The following is a 16348-nucleotide window of genomic DNA, read 5'->3' as shown; positions in this document are numbered from 1 at the left end:
CCAGGACCACAGCGATGTATCATACCAAGATTGACCCAGTGAATGCGCGGCTGGCGCGGCTGCAGGTTTATGAAATCAATGACCCTGATAAGCCTGTTTACCACCGGCTCAGCAACATCCTGAGCGAGACGGTGTCGCAAACCGCGGCAATCTATGTCGATCAATATGCAAAAATCATGGGCCTGGTCTTCAACAGCGAAGCCCGCGACTATTACATCAAGGATGTCACCCGGCATCTGCTCGTCAAATACCGCCCGCCTTATGACGAGGCATGGATCAGCCGCTGTGAAGACATTGCCGAGCTGGTCTACACCTCTCGCACCGATCCGGCGGCGCATCTGGGCGCGCTCAGCGTCTCGCAGCAGTTTGAATTGCGCACAGTATTCGAAGCGGCTGAGAGCCTGGAGGATGGCATATCGCTGGTGACGGAGCTCAGCCGGCTTTACACCTTGGATGCTGAGATCATGCTGACCAAAAACCAGCAATGCCGCGAGCGTCAGCATTACAAATGGGTCGCCAAACAGACGGAAATGTTTCGCGCAGCGGTTAGCGATGCGGTGGAGCGCGCGGCTGAACAGAGCGCGGAGAGCAATCGCAAAGCTGATCAGGCGAGCAATTTGATCCGCGACCTGCGCGCCTTAGCCGATGAAGTGTCCATTGCCTCGAGCGAGTCTGCCGCCGCCATGGGCGATGCGGCCAATACGGCGGGCAGCTTGCGCGTAACTCTGGACGATATGACCTGCGAACTGTCGCGCGCCTCGCAATCCTTGGGCGCCGCCACCCAGGTCGCGGAGGAAACGCACCAGACCGTTGATGATCTCACCACGCAAACCGCATCGATCCAATCGATCGCGCAGATGATCCAATCGATCACCTCGCAAACCAGTATTCTGGCCCTGAACGCCCGGATCGAAGCGGCAAGGGCGGGCGAGGCCGGGCGCGGGTTCTCTGTCGTCGCGAGCGAGATTAAAGGCCTGTCAGAGCAAACCGCCAAAGCGACCGAAGACATTGTTTCGCGATTGGGCGGGATCGAAAAGGCCAGCGACCGCGCGCTCGATGCGAACCGCACGATGCATGAGACATTCGGCACGGTGCGCGATTTGACTCAATCCGTCTGCAACGAGGTGACGCTGCAAGGCACAACGGTGACAAAGATCGCGGCGAGCGTCGATGAAACATCGCTGAGCGCGCGGTCATCGAGCGAAGCGGTTCAGCGCATTCGCGAGCTGGTCGATGGGATCGACAAAGAGATGACCGCCGCCACCAGTCTGACCAGCGATTTGAACGCGCAGATTTCAAACCTGCAAGCAGGCGCTGATGAGTTCTTGCAGAGCCTATCGCTCAACGCTGCGCAGGGCGCGATCGACAATCGGCGATACGACGCCACAAAAGTGCGCGCCTAAGCCGGCTTCAGGTCAGCGTTCTAGCAAGACCTTGCCAATCGCTCGGTTAAGCTCAGCTGCGTTGGCAGTGTTGCCTAGCGAGACGACAATACGGCGGGGCTTCTCCGCAGAAGCTGGGCGCGCCATGAAGAGCGCGCGATATCCTGCATTGGCGCCCGTGTGCCAGATGTCCGCGATGCCCCCATCTCCATCGGGAGTGAGCATGACGCCAAAGCCATAGTTCGTGCCCGGCATGAAATCCGTTTCGGCCTCTGGAGTGAGCATGGCCCTGGCAATCTCGGTTGGGATTGGGTTTTCTTCTCCGGCGGCGGCGTCAAGCAATGCTGCGGCGAAGCGGGCATAGTCCTCTGAAGTGGACCATAGGCCTGCGGCGGCTTTCTCTGGATAGACGTGCCAGCTGTTTTCGATGGCACTGAAAACCCCTTGCGTGGGCGCAAATCCGGAGTCAGCTCCAACCACGGTCAGCGGCGCGATATCTGCCTCGTCCAGGGGCTGAACAAATGTGCTTTGCGCCATGCCAAGCGGGCTGAGTAGCAGCTCATCAGCGATTGCCTCGAAGCTCTGGCCGGTGGTGTCTTCCGCCCACAATTGCGCGATCGTGTAGCCGCCGCCTGAATAGCGAAATTCGCCTGGGACGCCGTCAAACGCCAGTTGAGATTCGAAAATGCGCGGTGGCGCTTCAATGACATCAGCAGTGCTGAGCAGAGCGCTGTCACGCGGATAGCCGGGATAACCCGATTGCGATGCGCCGGTCGTGTGCGACAGAAGCTGGCGCAGGGTAACGGGTCTGCCGCCGCCCTCAAGGGAGGCAATGTCCACTGAGGTAATCTGTCCGCGTATGTCATCGTCTAGGCCGACGCCTTGCTGCTCAGCCAGGACCAGAATGACCGTGGCAGCGACCGCTTTGGAAAGGCTGGCGACCTGCATCAGCCCGCCTTGTCTGGCGCGTCCGAAATAGTGGCTTTGCGGTTCTTCGCCAGCATCAAGCACCGTCACGCTGAGCGCCGTTACGCCGAGGTTCTCCGCCTCTGCTGCGATGAGCTCTTGAATGCCTTCTGGCTCAGCATCAGTGAGTTTTTGCTCAAATGCAGGATCGAGTGAAGGCTCGAAAAGACTCGCGATGCCGAGGCCCGCAGCGGGCAAGAGGATGACTGCGAGCAATCCCGCAATCACGATCTTCCATTTCGACATTGCGTTCCCCCCGCGTGCTCGTGAGCCTTACTTCAACGCCGAATTCGCCGCGCTTAGAACAGCGCGCACGCTGGCGGTTGAGACGTCTTCGTCGATGCCAACGCCCCAAATGGTGCGTCCGCCGCTTTCGCATTGGAGGTAAGCGGCGGCGCGGGCATCGCGGCCAGAACCCAGCGCGTGCTCGGTGTAGTCGAGCACTTTGAGGTCCAGACCGAAGTTCTCCTCCAGCGTGGTGAGCACGCTGGAGATGAGGCCATTGCCGCGCCCGCTGACGCTTTGCTCTTGCCCGGCAACGGTGATCGTCCCGGCAAAGATCCGTGTGCCATCGCCGGTGCGGCTTTCCTCATAGCGAACCAGCTGAAAATGCTTGTTGGCGGTCTGAACATGATAGGCGGCTTTGAACGCCTCCCAAATGTCGGCTGCGTTGAGCTCGCGTCCCAATTCGTCGGCCATGTTTTGCACGTGACTGCTGAAATCGGCCTGCATTTTCTTGGGCAGTTTGAGGCCCTGGTCTTGTTCCAGCACCCAGGCGAACCCGCCTTTGCCGCTTTGCGAATTAACGCGGATAACGGCTTCGTAATTGCGGCCCAGATCAGCGGGATCGATTGGCAGATAAGGTACGCGCCAGCTTTCGTCGTTCTGGGTGCCGCGCGCCTCAAAGCCCTTCTTGATCGCGTCCTGATGGCTGCCAGAAAAGGCGGTGAAGACCAGTTCGCCGCCATAGGGATGGCGTTCGTGGACGGGCAGATCGTTGCAATATTCCACCGTCTCGATCACGCGGTCGATGTCAGAGAAATCGAGGCCGGGATCGATCCCCTGCGTGTACATATTGAGCGCGACGGTGACGAGGCAGCAATTGCCGGTTCGCTCGCCATTGCCGAACAGGCATCCCTCGACCCGGTCCGCGCCCGCCATCAATCCCAGCTCCGCCGCCGCGACGCCGGTGCCGCGGTCATTGTGAGTGTGCAGGCTGATCACTGCGCTGTCGCGGTTCGGCAGATTGCGGCAGAAATATTCGATCTGGTCGGCGTAGATATTGGGCGTTGCCGCCTCAACCGTGGCGGGCAGATTGAGGATGATCGGCTTGTCCGGAGTGGGCGAGAGCACACCCATCACCGCCTCACACACCTCAATGCTGAAATCCAATTCAGCGGTAGAGAATGTCTCGGGCGAATATTGGAAATGCCAGTCCGTATCGGGCCGCGCGCCAGCTTCGTCGCGCATCACCTTGGCCCCGGCGACGGCGATCTCGCGCACTTCGTCTTTCGACATGCGGAACACGATATCGCGCCATGCGGGCGAGACAGCGTTGTAGAGGTGGATAATCGCCGCGCGCGCTCCGGATAGGCTTTCAAACGAGGTGCGGATCAAATCCTCGCGGCTCTGCGTCAGCACCTGGACCAACACGTCTTCGGGAATGCGGTCTGACTTTACCAGGCCTGAGATAAAGTCGAACTCGGTCGCGCCCGCGCTGGGAAAGCCGACCTCAATCTCTTTCACCCCGATCTCAATCAGCAGATCGAAAAAGCGGTTCTTCTTCACCGCATCCATTGGATCGATGATCGACTGATTGCCATCGCGCAGATCGGTGGAAAGCCAGCGCGGCGGCGCGGTGATCTGCTGCGCGGGCCATTGCCGGTCGGGCAAGTTAATCTGCGGGAAGGGGCGGTATTTTCGCGAAGGCTGGTTGAGCATGGGCATGATGGCGCGGCTTTCGTGTGCTTGTGAGTGCCGTTGGGCAGCTGAATTTTACGACTGTTGGCGGGTTTGCTTGGCTTCCCTTGGGCGCTGCGCATGCCCGGCCGGGAGCATACGTCAGGTCACGCCCAAGGGCGCGTAAGTCGTAGGAGTAGCTGCGTGCGTGTTCGCGTCATGATTAACTGCATCGCGCAGAATGGCGCGCAAGGCAAGTATCAAGGAATTTTCACATAGCTGTAACCGATGGTTGCATGCGCGCGAACACAAGGGCATCGTGTCACGAAGGCACAAAATAGGAGAACCCCCAATGCGTAAATCACTATTTGCAATTGCTTTAATGGCCACCGTCGCAGCCTGCGGCGCGCCAGCAGAAGAAGCTCAAACCCCTGACGTTGCAGAAGCAACCGAGAACGCCAGCCTGTTCGCTGATCTCGGCGGTGAAGCAGCAAACCCAATCCACACTGCGGCCAAGGGCGATACCCTGGCTGTGAGCGGCTATGACACCGTCAGCTATTTCGAAGGCGACGGCGTTCCAGTTGAAGGCTCAGAAGAATTCACCGTGCGTTACGAAGGCTATGACTATCGTTTCGCCAGCGCAGAAAACGCTGAGAAGTTTCAGGCTGAGCCAGCCAAATATGCACCAGCATATGGCGGATATTGTGCCTGGGCGATCGGCGCGAACGATGCGCTCGCACCGGGTGACCCCAACGTCTATGAAATCGTTGATGGCAAGCTGTACTTGAACTTCAACGAGAGCGTTCAAGAGAATTGGCAAAAAGACATCCCAGGCTTTATCGAAGCTGGCGATGTGAACTACCCGACTCACTCAGCGGATGAACATTTCACCGACTAAGCGAGATTGTCTCGAACATTTCAAAACCCCGTCGGAGCGATCCGGCGGGGTTTTTGTTTGTGTTTCGCCGGGCCTTCGCCAGCCCGCACCCTCCACCCTTCCACCCGGATCGTATCCGAAACTATTCCGGGTGGAAGGGTGGAGGGTGCGGGCGGCTTGGTCGCATCAACAAAGGATGCCGGTCGCCCTTGCGGTCGCTGCGCGACCGAAATATTTTGGATTTCTGCTCGCCGCTATCCGCAGCGCGCGTCGCGGATCACCCCGGTGTTGTCGATCATTACATTGAGGCGCGATGAGGTGGGATCCGGATTGATGAAAGTAGAACCGGGGATCACAAAGCGCACTTCGTTTTGAGAGCCGACCGCGGCGACGATTTCAGCCCGCGTTGCTTGATCGGCGTTTCGTCCAAGGAATGGCGCGACCGCAGGCGCTCCGCAGATGGAGGCATTGGGATCGCTTGCGGTCCCCGGAACGGACGGTCCGCCGGTGGTGCTGACAGGCTCAGAATAGGTGATGCTCGGCCGGATCGATGCCTTTGCAGGTGCCGCGCCATTTTCGCCATCGGCCGCTGTACTGGCTTCTGGATCACCCGCTGTTTCATCACTCGCGGCGGGAGGGGCAGGCGGACCTTTGATCCGCGCCGCAAATTCATCGGCTTGGCTCGCGCCCTGATTTGGCTCCGACGCGCCGCACGCCGCAATCACCAGCGTGGATGCCGTCAGAATTGCAAACCTTAGCTTTGTCATGATCGGCCTTATTGATCTTACATATTCTCGCCCGAGCACAGGCGCGTTTGACGTTTCGGTTTCGTGACAGGCTGCAATGCGCCGGTCAATGCGCCGCTATCTCCAGCGCAGGCGATCCTCTGTCAACTGATCCACACTGGTCACACCCATCAGGCGCATGCCGCGCTCAATCTCGTCCTTTAGAATGCCGATCGCGCGCTCGGTCCCGTCCCGCCCGGCTGCCGCCAGCGCATAGAGGTACAGCCGCCCGCCAGATGCTGCACTCGCGCCTGCGCAAACGGCTTTTAACGCATGGGTTCCGCGCCGCACGCCGCCATCACAAATGATCTCAATCTCACCGCCAACCGCATCTACGATCTCGCGCAATTGATCGAAGGGGGCGCGGCTGCCGTCCAATTGCCGCCCGCCGTGGTTGGAGATCATGATCGCATCCGCGCCCATGTCGACCGCACGCTGGGCGTCGCCTGCGCTCATCACGCCTTTCAGCACAAATTTGCCGCCCCAATCGGCGCGGATGCTGGCCGCGGTGTCCCAATCCATTGAGGTGTCGAGCATGGTGTTGAAGTATTCTGCAATGCTCACCGCTTTGCTCGATCCCTCGCTCACATGCGTGTCGAGATTGGGCAGGGCAAACTTTTCGCGCAGCAGATAATCCAGCGTCCAGCGCGGACGCGTTGCATAGCTCCAAATGCTGGCCGGGGTGAAGCGGGGCGGGGTGGTGAAGCCGCTGCGCAGGCACCGCTCGCGCTTGCCCGATACGATCGTGTCCACCGTCAGCGCCAGCGCATCAAAACCGGAGGCCTGACAGCGCTGGATCATGCTGGCGTTAAGGCCTTTGTCCTTGTGGACGTAGAGCTGAAACAGCTTGGGTCCGCTGGTCAGCGCGGCGATGTCTTCAATGCTGCGCGTTGCCAGGCTGGAGATGCCAAACCACAGGCCATATTTCTCCGCCGCTTTCGCGACCGCCGTCTCGCCCTGCCAATGAAAGGCGCGCTGCACGGCGGTGGGCGACAGCATCAGCGGCAGCGCAGATTTGCGGCCCAGCAAAGTGCAGCTGGTGTCGATCGTCTCAACCCCGGCGAGCACATCAGGCACCAGATCGCAGGCATCATAGGCGCTGGTGTTGCGCGCCTTGGTCAGCTCATCATCAGCGGCGCCATCGATGTAATCGAACACAGGGAAGGGCAGACGCGCCTTCGCCAGCTTTCGAAAGTCCTCGATATTATGACAATCAGACAGCCGCATCAGCAATCAAAGCTCTCATAACTCTGCCGCCGATTAAGCTCCCACACGGTGTAGCTTTCCGCCGGTTGAGCCGCGTCGCAGCGGACATAGTTCGGATCGGCAGGCAGGCAGCTTTCACCGCAGATCATTTCGGTCGCCTCATCCTGCCAATCAATATGCCACATGCGGCCGCCCGGCGTCGAAACATAGCCATCGATGCGGTCAGCAATGTCGCCTTCCAGATCAATGGTGGAGGGCACCTCGCTGTCATACTCATCATTATAGCTGCCGTGGGTGTGGAACGATGCGACTGCGAATTTCTCTGGATTGGACACCCATTGGAAGCTGCAGGTTGCAGCATCGCCTTCAAAGATGTCGGATACGCTCAGTTGTCCGTCTTCATCCTCCAGCATCAATCCGCACAGCTCTCGCTTTTCTTCGAATGACCGGCGCTGCAGATTGGCGAGGGTGGATTTGGCCAGCGAGTCGAGTTGTTCCTGCGACGCGGTCGGCTCGCGAACGGCGTATGGCCCTCTGAAAGTATCTGTCGCTGTGCCGAAAACAACCACGACCCAGGCGATGCCGCATGCCGCATAGGCGAGGTGAAGGGGTTTTGGCATGCGCATTGTTACCCCCTCAGTGACGGCTCAACTTCTCTTTGTCTAGCAGGGCTTTGCTGCGCGCCTATACGCAATATTCTGTGCCCGCCGCACGGGCGGATTTCGAAAAATTTCAATTTTTTTTGCGGCCAGTGAAACCAAACCTCGCAAGCGCGCGAACTCCATTATGTGCGCGGCCACTGGGCCAAACATCAGATGTCAGAAAGCGAACCGGTCCCCCCTTACGGTTCAATTTTTGACCCTCCCTGTCCCTGGCTCTGAGCCCGGTGGCCGCGACACAAAGTTATTTTGGAGAACCCCGATGAAGTTTAAATTTCTAGCCATCGCAGCAGCATTCGCCGCTCCCCTCGCAATCGCAATTCCAGCCCAAGCAGACGGCGGCATCTTTGTCGGTGTCGAAGGTCAAAGCATCGCAGTCAGCGGCTATGACACGGTCAGCTATTTCCAAGGAAATGGTGTTCCAGTGAAGGGCGATGCGCGCTTCATGGTCAAGCATGACGGCGCAGAATGGCTCTTTTCCAGCCAAGCCAATGCCGACAAGTTTAAAGAAAACCCCGCCGCTTTCGCCCCGCAATATGGCGGCCACTGTGCCTGGGCGATGAGTCGCGGTTCGCTCGCACCAGGTGACCCCACGCTCTACAAAATTGAAGGCGGCAAGCTCTACCTCAACTTCAACCGCAATGTTCAGCAAACATGGTTGAGCGATATCACTGGCTTTATTGCCAAGTCTGATCCGGCTTGGGCCAAAATTCCCGAGGGCCAGCGCTTCGGCGATTGATCCGGCCGGGACACGCAATCTCCCACCCGCACTATAACTACTCCCTAAATACTCCCACGAAAGGAATATTCTACCATGTCTAACTCTAAGAACCTCGCCCGTATGTTGATGGTTGCAGGCGGCCTCGCCGTTGCATCGACCAGTGCGCCAGCGCTTGCTGATGCTCCATGTGGCCCACGCGCCAGCAGCTCTTCGAACTTCAGCAATTACAACCCATGCCGCGCTGCGAAGAAGTCTAAGAAGGCCCGCAAGACCAAGGCGTCTAAATCATGTGCGGCTAGCCCGTGCGCAGCAAATCCATGCGCGGCTGACCCGTGTGCCGCCAACCCGTGCGCAGCCAACCCATGCGCCGCTAATCCTTGTGCAGCAAACCCCTGCGCAGCCAACCCTTGCGCGCCTAAAGCCTAAGGCGTGCATATAGTGTGGCCGGGGACGCACCCTCCTAGCGAACCCGGTCACATTTGCTCTTGAGAGGTGCCGTCCCACTGCGGGGGCGGCATCTCGCCACTAGGACGATGATCATGACGGACCGCCTCACTCACACGCAATACGCCGACATGCTGCTCGCCAGCACAGAGGCGATGTTTGCTAGCGGCAAACCGCTCATGAGCCGAATTTTGCCGGAAGACGGCATTGCTGAGCTGTGGGAGCATTACCCAGAGGGCGATGTTGTGAACGGCCCGGCTGGCAGCCGCTATTTCTACCACTGCCACCCGCCCGGCGAACGCGCCGAAGGTGAGCATGGCCATTTCCACCTGTTTTTTGACCGATCAGCGATGCCCGGTGGCACTGTCCCGCTGATCGCTGCACCTGTGGACCCGCGTAGTGAGCCGCGCGCCGACGTGGTGCATATCGCCGCTTTGGCAATCTCTGAGCAAGGGCTGCCGCTGCAATGGTTCGGCACCAATCGCTGGGTCACCGACGAATGGCTCTATCCCGCCTATGCGGTGATCGCGATGTTGGATCAGTTTGACCTGCGCGGGCCCAATGGCGACCCGCTGGTGAATGAATGGCTGACTGCAATGGTCGGTCTGGCCCGCGAAGAGATCGCAGAGCTGCTGCACGCCCGCGACGACATGCTGCGCGAGGCGGATATGCACGGGCAAGTCCACGGCGAAGACCGCGCGGTTGAGATAACCAGCGCGGCCCCGATTTCGCTTGAGCGTTTGCTCGAACCTGCCTGAGGTAGCCAGGGCCGCGCATTCCCGCGCAGCCCCAAGCTGTGCTTAGTTCTTCGACTTATCGACCAGCTTGTTCGCGCTGATCCATGGCATCATCGCGCGCAGTTCCGCCCCGGTCTTCTCGATCAGATGCGCTTCTGCGGCCTTGCGGCTGGCCTTCAGCTCTGGCTGACCCGCGCGGTTATCCAGCACGAAGTCTTTTACAAACCGGCCTGACTGAATGTCAGCCAGCACGCGCTTCATTTCCGCCTTGGTCTCATCAGTGATGATACGCGGGCCGGTTTTGATGTCGCCATATTCGGCCGTGTTGCTGATCGAATAACGCATGTTGGCGATCCCGCCTTCATACAGCAGATCAACGATCAGTTTGGTTTCGTGCAGACACTCAAAATAGGCCATTTCTGGGGCGTATCCGGCCTCCGTCAGGGTTTCAAAACCGGCCTGGATCAAGTGCGTGATCCCGCCGCAAAGAACGGCTTGCTCACCGAACAGATCGGTCTCGCACTCTTCCTTGAAATTGGTTTCGATCACGCCGCTGCGGCCGCCGCCCATGGCGCTGGCATAGGACAAGGCGAGCGATTTCGCATAGCCGTTGCCGCCGCTGCTGGTGCCTTCCTGATGCACAGCGATCAGGCAGGGGACGCCGCCGCCGCGCTCATATTCGCTGCGCACGGTGTGACCCGGGCCCTTTGGCGCGATCATGATCACGTCGATGTCCGCTGGCGGCTCGATCAGACCAAAGTGAATGTTGAGACCGTGAGCAAAGGCGAGCGCGCTGCCCGGCTTCATGTGCCCGGCCATATCATCGGCCCAGATCGCGGCTTGATGCTCATCGGGTGCAAGAACCATCACGAGGTCAGCCCATTCAGCCGCCTCGGTGTTGTTCATCACCTTAAAGCCAGCGGCCTCTGCCTTGGCCCGCGTGGCGGAGCCTTCGCGCAGCGCCACGGCGACTTCTTTCACGCCGCTGTCGCGCAGGTTTTGCGCATGGGCATGGCCTTGGCTGCCATAGCCGAGGATCGCGACCTTCTTGTTCTGGATCAGATCAAGATCAGCGTCGGCGTCGTAATAGACTTTCATTGTTTCTCTTCTTCTTCCTACGTCATCCCAGCGAACGCTGGGATCTAGGGCCTTTTAAGCATGGCCCCGGTTGCCTGAGATGCCAGCTCTCGCTGGCATGACGAAAATTATATGTTGGCGGTCAGGAGCCTTCGGCTCCGCGTAGCATTCCCACAATCCCTGACCGGCCGACCTCGACCAGGCCGAGTTCGCGCATCAGGGCGATGAAACTGTTAATTTTGTCCGGTGCGCCAGTCAGCTCGAATACGAAGCTTTCTGTGGTGGTGTCGACCACGCTGGCGCGGAAGATATCGGCCACGCGCAAGGCCTCAACCCGCGCCTCGCCAGTGCCGGTGACCTTGATCAGCGCCAGCTCGCGCTCAACATGCGGACCAGCGGTGGTGAGGTCGACGACGCCGTGGACTGGCACGAGCCGATCCAACTGCGCTTCGATCTGATCGATCACTTGCGGCGGGCCGCCGGTCACAATCGTGATCCGGCTGATCGCGTGGTCAGCCGAGATATCGGCCACCGTCAGGCTGTCGATGTTATACCCGCGCGCGGTGAAAAGCCCGGTGATCTTTGCCAGAATACCGGGCTCATTATCGACCGTAACAGTGAGGACGTGCCGCTCGGCATTGTCGTGCGCAATTTTCATTTTGATACCTCATCCGTTCGCATCGAGCGAAGTCGAGATGCGGTGGCGCGGCGTGTCTCGACTGCGCTCGACACGAACGGCATTGCTGAGAATTCCATCAGACCAGCGCCTTCGCTTCGTCGTCCATGGTGCCTTCGTGCGCATCGCCATAGAGCAGCATTTCGGTGTGCGCCGCGCCCGATGGAATCATCGGCAAACAGTTCGCGTCTTTGGCAACCATGCAATCGACAATCACCGGACCATCGGCGGCCAGCATCGCCTCGATGCCCGCGTCCAATTCGCTTTCCTCGGTGATGCGAATGCCGGTCCAGCCATAGGCCTCTGCCAGCTTCACAAAGTCAGGCAGGCTGTCGGAATAGCTGTTGGAATAGCGGCTTTCATAGGTCAATTCCTGCCACTGGCGGACCATGCCCATATATTCATTGTTGAGGATGAAGATCTTGACCGGCAGGCGGTATTGGCTCGCCGTTCCAAGCTCTTGAATATTCATCTGAATGCTTGCCTCGCCGGCAATATCAATCACCAGCGCATCGGGGCAGCCCAGCTGCGCGCCAATCGCCGCTGGCATACCATAACCCATGGTGCCAAGCCCGCCGCTGGTGAGCCATTTGTTCGGCTGTTCAAATCCGAAATATTGCGCCGCCCACATCTGGTGCTGACCAACCTCGGTGGTGATGATCGGGTCGCGTTTGTGGGTGAGGGCGTGCAGCCGCTCGACCGCCTTTTGCGGCATGATCGCGCTTGGATCTTTGGCTGATTTTTCCGGATAGGCGAGGCATTCGCGCGCGCGCCATCCGGCAATGCGGGCCTTCCATTCGCCCAGGTCCTGCGGCTTTCGCGCGCCCCAGCTCTCGATCATTTGACCCAGCACAGTAGAACAATCGCCAACTATGCCGAGCTCAACTGGGACAACTTTATTGATCGAGCTGCGATCAATATCGATGTGTATCTTCTTGGAATCAGGCGAAAATGCATCGAGCCTGCCGGTGACGCGGTCATCAAAGCGCGCGCCGATGCAGACCATAACATCGGCCTTGTTCATCGCCAGATTGGCTTCATAGGTGCCGTGCATCCCGAGCATGCCGAGCCAGTCGGGATGCTCCGAAGGAAACGCGCCGAGCCCCATCAAAGTGGAGGTGACCGGCGCGCCGGTGATGTCCTGCAATTGGCGCAGCAGCCGGGTCGCCTCTGGCCCGGAATTGATAACTCCGCCGCCGGTGTAGAAAACTGGGCGTTCTGCCGCCGCAATCATCTCAACCGCTTCGATCACTTGTTCAGCAGGTGCCGCCATTTGCGGTGCATAGCGGTGCGATGCGGTAAGCTTGGCTGCGATCTTGCGCGAAGGCACGGCGATCTGAACATCCTTGGGGATGTCGACCACAACCGGGCCGGGACGCCCGGTGGTAGCGATGCGAAACGCCTCTTCCAAAACGGACTGAAGCTCTGCCGGATCTTTGACCAGATAATTGTGCTTTGTGCAGTGGCGCGTGATGCCGACGGTGTCCGCCTCTTGAAAGGCGTCGGTGCCGATCAGGCCGGTTGGAACCTGGCCGGTAATGACGACCATTGGGATCGAGATCCATATAGGCATCGGCAATCCCGGTAACGGCATTGGTCGCGCCGGGGCCCGAGGTGACCAAAACCACGCCCGGCTTGCCAGTGGCGCGGGCATAGCCCTCTGCTGCATGTGCAGCCCCGGCCTCGTGCCGGACAAGGATGTGGCGCAGCCGCTCATCGCCAAACAGCTCATCATAAATCGGCAGAACAGCGCCGCCGGGATAGCCGAATACGAACTCAACGCCTTGATCCACCAGGCATTGTGTCAGGATCGCAGCGCCTGATTGCTGGTCGGTTTTGAGATGGTCGGGGTGGGGATGGTCCGACACGTGTACTTCCTTCTCGGTCTTGCTTGGCTCAGGCGCGGTTTGCATGCCTGGCCGCATGGCTGAATTCACTCTGCTCGTTTTAACGCGCACTTGTATCAATAAACGAGGCCCGGCGCAGCGATAATGCGTCGGGCCTGATGAGAGCCTGCTATGAGTTATAATCTATCGTGTCAACGATTAAAAACGTAATAATGATGCAAATATCTCGCCTACATCAACATTTTTAGATTCGGAACGCACCCAATCTTGCGGCGATTGATTGCGGAACCACGTATATTGCCGCTTTGCGTAATTGCGGGTCGCCTGCGCGCCCGCGGCGATCACGTCGGGGATCATGATGTGGCCGTGGAGGTAATCGGAGATCTCTGGCACGCCAATCGCCCGCATCATCGGCAGTCCCAGATCAAGCTTACGCTTGAGCAGAACCTCGACCTCTTCAATCGCGCCGTGTTCCAGCATCAGGCCAAACCGGCGATCGCAGCGATCATAGAGCCATTCGCGCGGCGGCAGCATCACCAGCGGATGCAGAGTGATGTCCTCAGCAATCCCGCCGGTCTTGGCATTGTGCCAATCGCTTAAGGACGTGCCTGTGGATCGCACCACCTCCAGCGCGCGGGCGATGCGCTGGCTGTCACCCGGGGCCAGCATCAGCGCGCGCTCCGGGTCTTCGATCTTCAACGCGCTGTAGGCGCCTTCGGTCGGCAGGGCGCGCACATGGCGGCGGATTTCGGGATCAATTTCCGGGATCGGGGCAATGCCATCTAGCAGGATGTTCATATACATGCCGGTGCCGCCGACCAGGATCGGCACCGCACCCTTCGCATGGCAATCCGTGATTTCTGCGCGCGCTTTGCTGGCCCAATCGGCCGCCGAGCAGGCCTGCGATCCGTCCCATGTGCCGAAAAGGCGGTGCTCTATGCCTTCCATTTCCTCCTCGCTCGGGCGCGCGGATAGCACTTGCAGATCGGCATAGACCTGCGCGCTGTCGGCATTGATCACAATCCCGGTCTTGCCCGCCTCCGCCAGCGCCTTTGCAAGGGCAATTGCAACCGCGCTCTTGCCGCTGGCGGTCGGCCCTGCAATGAGCGCGACTGGATTCAAATCAGGAGTATCACTTTTGCTCATCGCCCGGCTGATAGCAGACAACGCGCAGCTTGAAACACGTCTTGTGGAGGGGCCAGAATGGCTCGCCGCTGCGGACGCGGAATTTTCGCTCACTCAGCTGGATGATGACCTGCACGAATTGGAGTGGGGATCCGAAAATGATCCCTCGCTGCTGCCGCGTGTGCTCGACGAGGTGCTGAAACCTGAGGCCGCGCTGATCAGCGACCAAGGCTTTGACCTGCCGGACGTGTTCGTCTCGGATATGGATTCGACCATGATTGGGCAGGAATGCATTGATGAGCTGGCGGATTACGCCGGGATCAAGCCGCAAATCGCCGGGATTACAGAGCGCGCGATGCAGGGCGAGCTCGATTTTGAAGACGCGCTGCGAGAGCGGGTGAAACTGCTCGCTGGGCTGGACGAAGGCGCAATCGCGCAGTGCCTGGCGGAGCGGATTACGCCGACACCGGGCGCTGCGACGTTGGTTGCGACCCTGCTGGAGCAGGATTGCCGCACCGTGCTGGTCACTGGAGGGTTTCACCATTTCGCCGATGCGGTGGCGGAGCAATTGGGCTTTGAGCGCGTGGTTGGCAATGTTCTGGAGGTGGAGGGCGGCAAGCTAACCGGGCGTCTCGCGGGGCCGGTCACCGATGCCGAGACCAAGGCGCGGGTGCTGCGCGAAGAGGTCGCCAAGGCGGGGCAGGGGGCGCTCAGCCTCGCCACGGGCGACGGGGCGAATGATATCCCGATGATCCAGGCCGCCACCTACGGGTTTGCCTACAGGGCGAAGCCAAAGGCGCGCGCCGCCGCGAATGGGCGGATCGATGGCGGTGACCTGACCGCCATTTTGACCCTGCTCGGCATACCGCAAGACGATTGGGTTGAGGGCTGAGCTTTCGCCGCCGGGCGCGATAGGGTGAGGCCAAAGCGGGCCGAGTAACACGTCTTTACAAATTTAGGTCTTGATTTGGGACTGACTTTACGTTATTTACACTAATGTAAGTAAGCATCGGTATCACCCCAATACCGCAACCGAATAAGGCCCGCACTGATGACCACCACCGCTCGTGAATATGCCGCAGACGGCACTGTCCTGCGTCACCCTGACCGTCCGCAGCCGAAATATTCATTGCCCAAGGCCATCGGACATTTCCGTAATTTGATGCGGGACAAGGAAAACACGAGCGAGGTCTTCAAGATTTTCGAGGCTCTCCCGCCGAAAGACTACGTTGAGCGCGTGCGGAATTTCGCGCTGAGTGAACGCGGCGAGGAATTGCGCGCGAGCGAGCCAAGTCTGCCAGAAATTCTCGATGATCATGCCGCGATCCGCAAAACGCCCAAGGGCAGCCTGGGGCATGCATACTGCGACTTTATGGAGCGCGAGGGGCTATCAGCCGCTGGATTGGTTGCAGAATTCGACAAGATGGGGCGGCCCAAATATGACGACCTCACGCATTGGTATCTGTCCCGTTCGCGCGATACGCATGATCTGTTTCACATCCTGACCGGCTACGGCCGCGATGCTTTGGGCGAGCAATGCGTCCTGCTGTTCACTCATGGTCAGAGCCCGAGCCACGGCCATCTGCTGATCGGTTATGCCGGGGCAATGAACATCAAAAAGCAGGTTTGGGGCAGCAAGGCGCCGGTCATTGGTGCGGTCAATCAGGCGCGCCGCACCGGCACGGGCGCTCCCAGACTGATCGAGCAATCGATCCGCGATCTGCTGGCGATGGACCTCAATGAAGTGCGCGCAATGCTCAAAATTCCAGAGCCGAGCGTCTACCGCGAATGCCACCGCATCTGGCGCGAAGAGGGCATTGATCCATACGACATGCTGGCCAGCGAAAACACGCCGGAAGCGGTTGCTGCATAGTCCTAGGTGAGTCCCCGCGAAGGCGGGGACCTCTCTTGAACCGAACGAGACTCCCGCCTGCGCGGGAGTTCACA

Annotated in this window: 14 protein-coding genes and 1 pseudogene; 6 read left to right on the top strand and 9 right to left on the bottom strand. The window is 59.5% G+C overall.

The features are described 5' to 3' along the window. Positions 1–14 precede the first annotated feature (14 nt). Positions 15–1403, top strand: a complete 1389-nt coding sequence (locus tag AC0V6U_RS07375; RefSeq protein ID WP_472645522.1) for a methyl-accepting chemotaxis protein — start codon at positions 15–17, stop codon at positions 1401–1403. Between the two features lie 12 nt (positions 1404–1415). Here AC0V6U_RS07375 and AC0V6U_RS07370 read toward each other — a convergent pair whose 3' ends face one another. Both AC0V6U_RS07370 and leuA read right to left on the bottom strand, forming a co-directional pair. Further along, entirely contained in the window at positions 1416–2594 is a 1179-nt protein-coding gene (locus AC0V6U_RS07370; RefSeq protein ID WP_472645521.1) for a serine hydrolase domain-containing protein, read from the bottom strand. Positions 2595–2621: 27 nt separating this feature from the next. After that, positions 2622–4295: a 2-isopropylmalate synthase gene (gene leuA / locus AC0V6U_RS07365; RefSeq protein ID WP_472645520.1), complete on the bottom strand. Its 1674-nt coding sequence runs from the start codon at positions 4293–4295 to the stop codon at positions 2622–2624. A 304-nt stretch (positions 4296–4599) separates the two neighbouring features. Here leuA and AC0V6U_RS07360 point away from each other — a divergent pair, with 304 nt between their 5' ends. Next, positions 4600–5145 carry a YHS domain-containing (seleno)protein gene (locus AC0V6U_RS07360; RefSeq protein ID WP_486169414.1) on the top strand — a complete coding sequence of 182 codons (546 nt, stop codon included), beginning with the start codon at positions 4600–4602 and terminating at the stop codon, positions 5143–5145. Between the two features lie 233 nt (positions 5146–5378). Here AC0V6U_RS07360 and AC0V6U_RS07355 read toward each other — a convergent pair whose 3' ends face one another. The 3 genes from AC0V6U_RS07355 to AC0V6U_RS07345 all read right to left on the bottom strand — a co-directional run bounded on the left by AC0V6U_RS07355 (position 5379) and on the right by AC0V6U_RS07345 (position 7735). Next, entirely contained in the window at positions 5379–5891 is a 513-nt protein-coding gene (locus tag AC0V6U_RS07355) for a hypothetical protein (RefSeq protein WP_472645518.1), read from the bottom strand. A 96-nt stretch (positions 5892–5987) separates the two neighbouring features. Beyond that, positions 5988–7136: an alpha-hydroxy acid oxidase gene (locus AC0V6U_RS07350; RefSeq protein WP_472645517.1), complete on the bottom strand. Its 1149-nt coding sequence runs from the start codon at positions 7134–7136 to the stop codon at positions 5988–5990. Continuing rightward, entirely contained in the window at positions 7136–7735 is a 600-nt protein-coding gene (locus tag AC0V6U_RS07345) for a DUF4329 domain-containing protein (protein ID WP_472645516.1), read from the bottom strand. Before AC0V6U_RS07345 ends, AC0V6U_RS07350 begins: the two co-directional genes overlap by 1 nt. Positions 7736–8036: 301 nt before the next feature. Here AC0V6U_RS07345 and AC0V6U_RS07340 point away from each other — a divergent pair, with 301 nt between their 5' ends. Continuing rightward, positions 8037–8513 carry a YHS domain-containing (seleno)protein gene (locus tag AC0V6U_RS07340; protein WP_472645515.1) on the top strand — a complete coding sequence of 159 codons (477 nt, stop codon included), beginning with the start codon at positions 8037–8039 and terminating at the stop codon, positions 8511–8513. Between the two features lie 521 nt (positions 8514–9034). After that, the gene (locus AC0V6U_RS07335; RefSeq protein WP_472645514.1) at positions 9035–9697 is read left to right on the top strand and encodes a DUF6969 family protein; all 663 of its coding nucleotides are present in this window, start codon (positions 9035–9037) and stop codon (positions 9695–9697) included. 42 nt (positions 9698–9739) lie between these two features. Here AC0V6U_RS07335 and ilvC read toward each other — a convergent pair whose 3' ends face one another. From ilvC to miaA, 4 genes and pseudogenes are all read right to left on the bottom strand, one after another. Then, entirely contained in the window at positions 9740–10774 is a 1035-nt protein-coding gene (ilvC, locus tag AC0V6U_RS07330) for a ketol-acid reductoisomerase (protein WP_472645513.1), read from the bottom strand. A gap of 121 nt (positions 10775–10895) precedes the next feature. After that, a complete protein-coding gene (gene ilvN, locus AC0V6U_RS07325; protein WP_472645512.1) occupies positions 10896–11411 on the bottom strand; it encodes an acetolactate synthase small subunit in 516 nt (171 codons plus the stop codon). A gap of 97 nt (positions 11412–11508) precedes the next feature. Next, positions 11509–13297 (bottom strand): annotated as a pseudogene (gene ilvB / locus AC0V6U_RS07320) (biosynthetic-type acetolactate synthase large subunit). Positions 13298–13474: 177 nt separating this feature from the next. Next, positions 13475–14422: a tRNA (adenosine(37)-N6)-dimethylallyltransferase MiaA gene (miaA, locus tag AC0V6U_RS07315; protein WP_472645511.1), complete on the bottom strand. Its 948-nt coding sequence runs from the start codon at positions 14420–14422 to the stop codon at positions 13475–13477. Here miaA and serB point away from each other — a divergent pair. Further along, on the top strand, positions 14415–15293 hold the full coding sequence (gene serB, locus AC0V6U_RS07310) for a phosphoserine phosphatase SerB (protein ID WP_486169413.1): 879 nt from the start codon (positions 14415–14417) through the stop codon (positions 15291–15293). The genes miaA and serB overlap by 8 nt on opposite strands. A 159-nt stretch (positions 15294–15452) precedes the next feature. Next, positions 15453–16274 carry a Coq4 family protein gene (locus AC0V6U_RS07305; RefSeq protein ID WP_472645509.1) on the top strand — a complete coding sequence of 274 codons (822 nt, stop codon included), beginning with the start codon at positions 15453–15455 and terminating at the stop codon, positions 16272–16274. Positions 16275–16348 lie beyond the last annotated feature (74 nt).

Source organism: Erythrobacter sp. W36 (assembly GCF_057364935.1).
The sequence above is the reverse complement of the archived record's forward strand: the minus strand, read 5'-3'. Positions and strand labels throughout refer to the sequence as shown.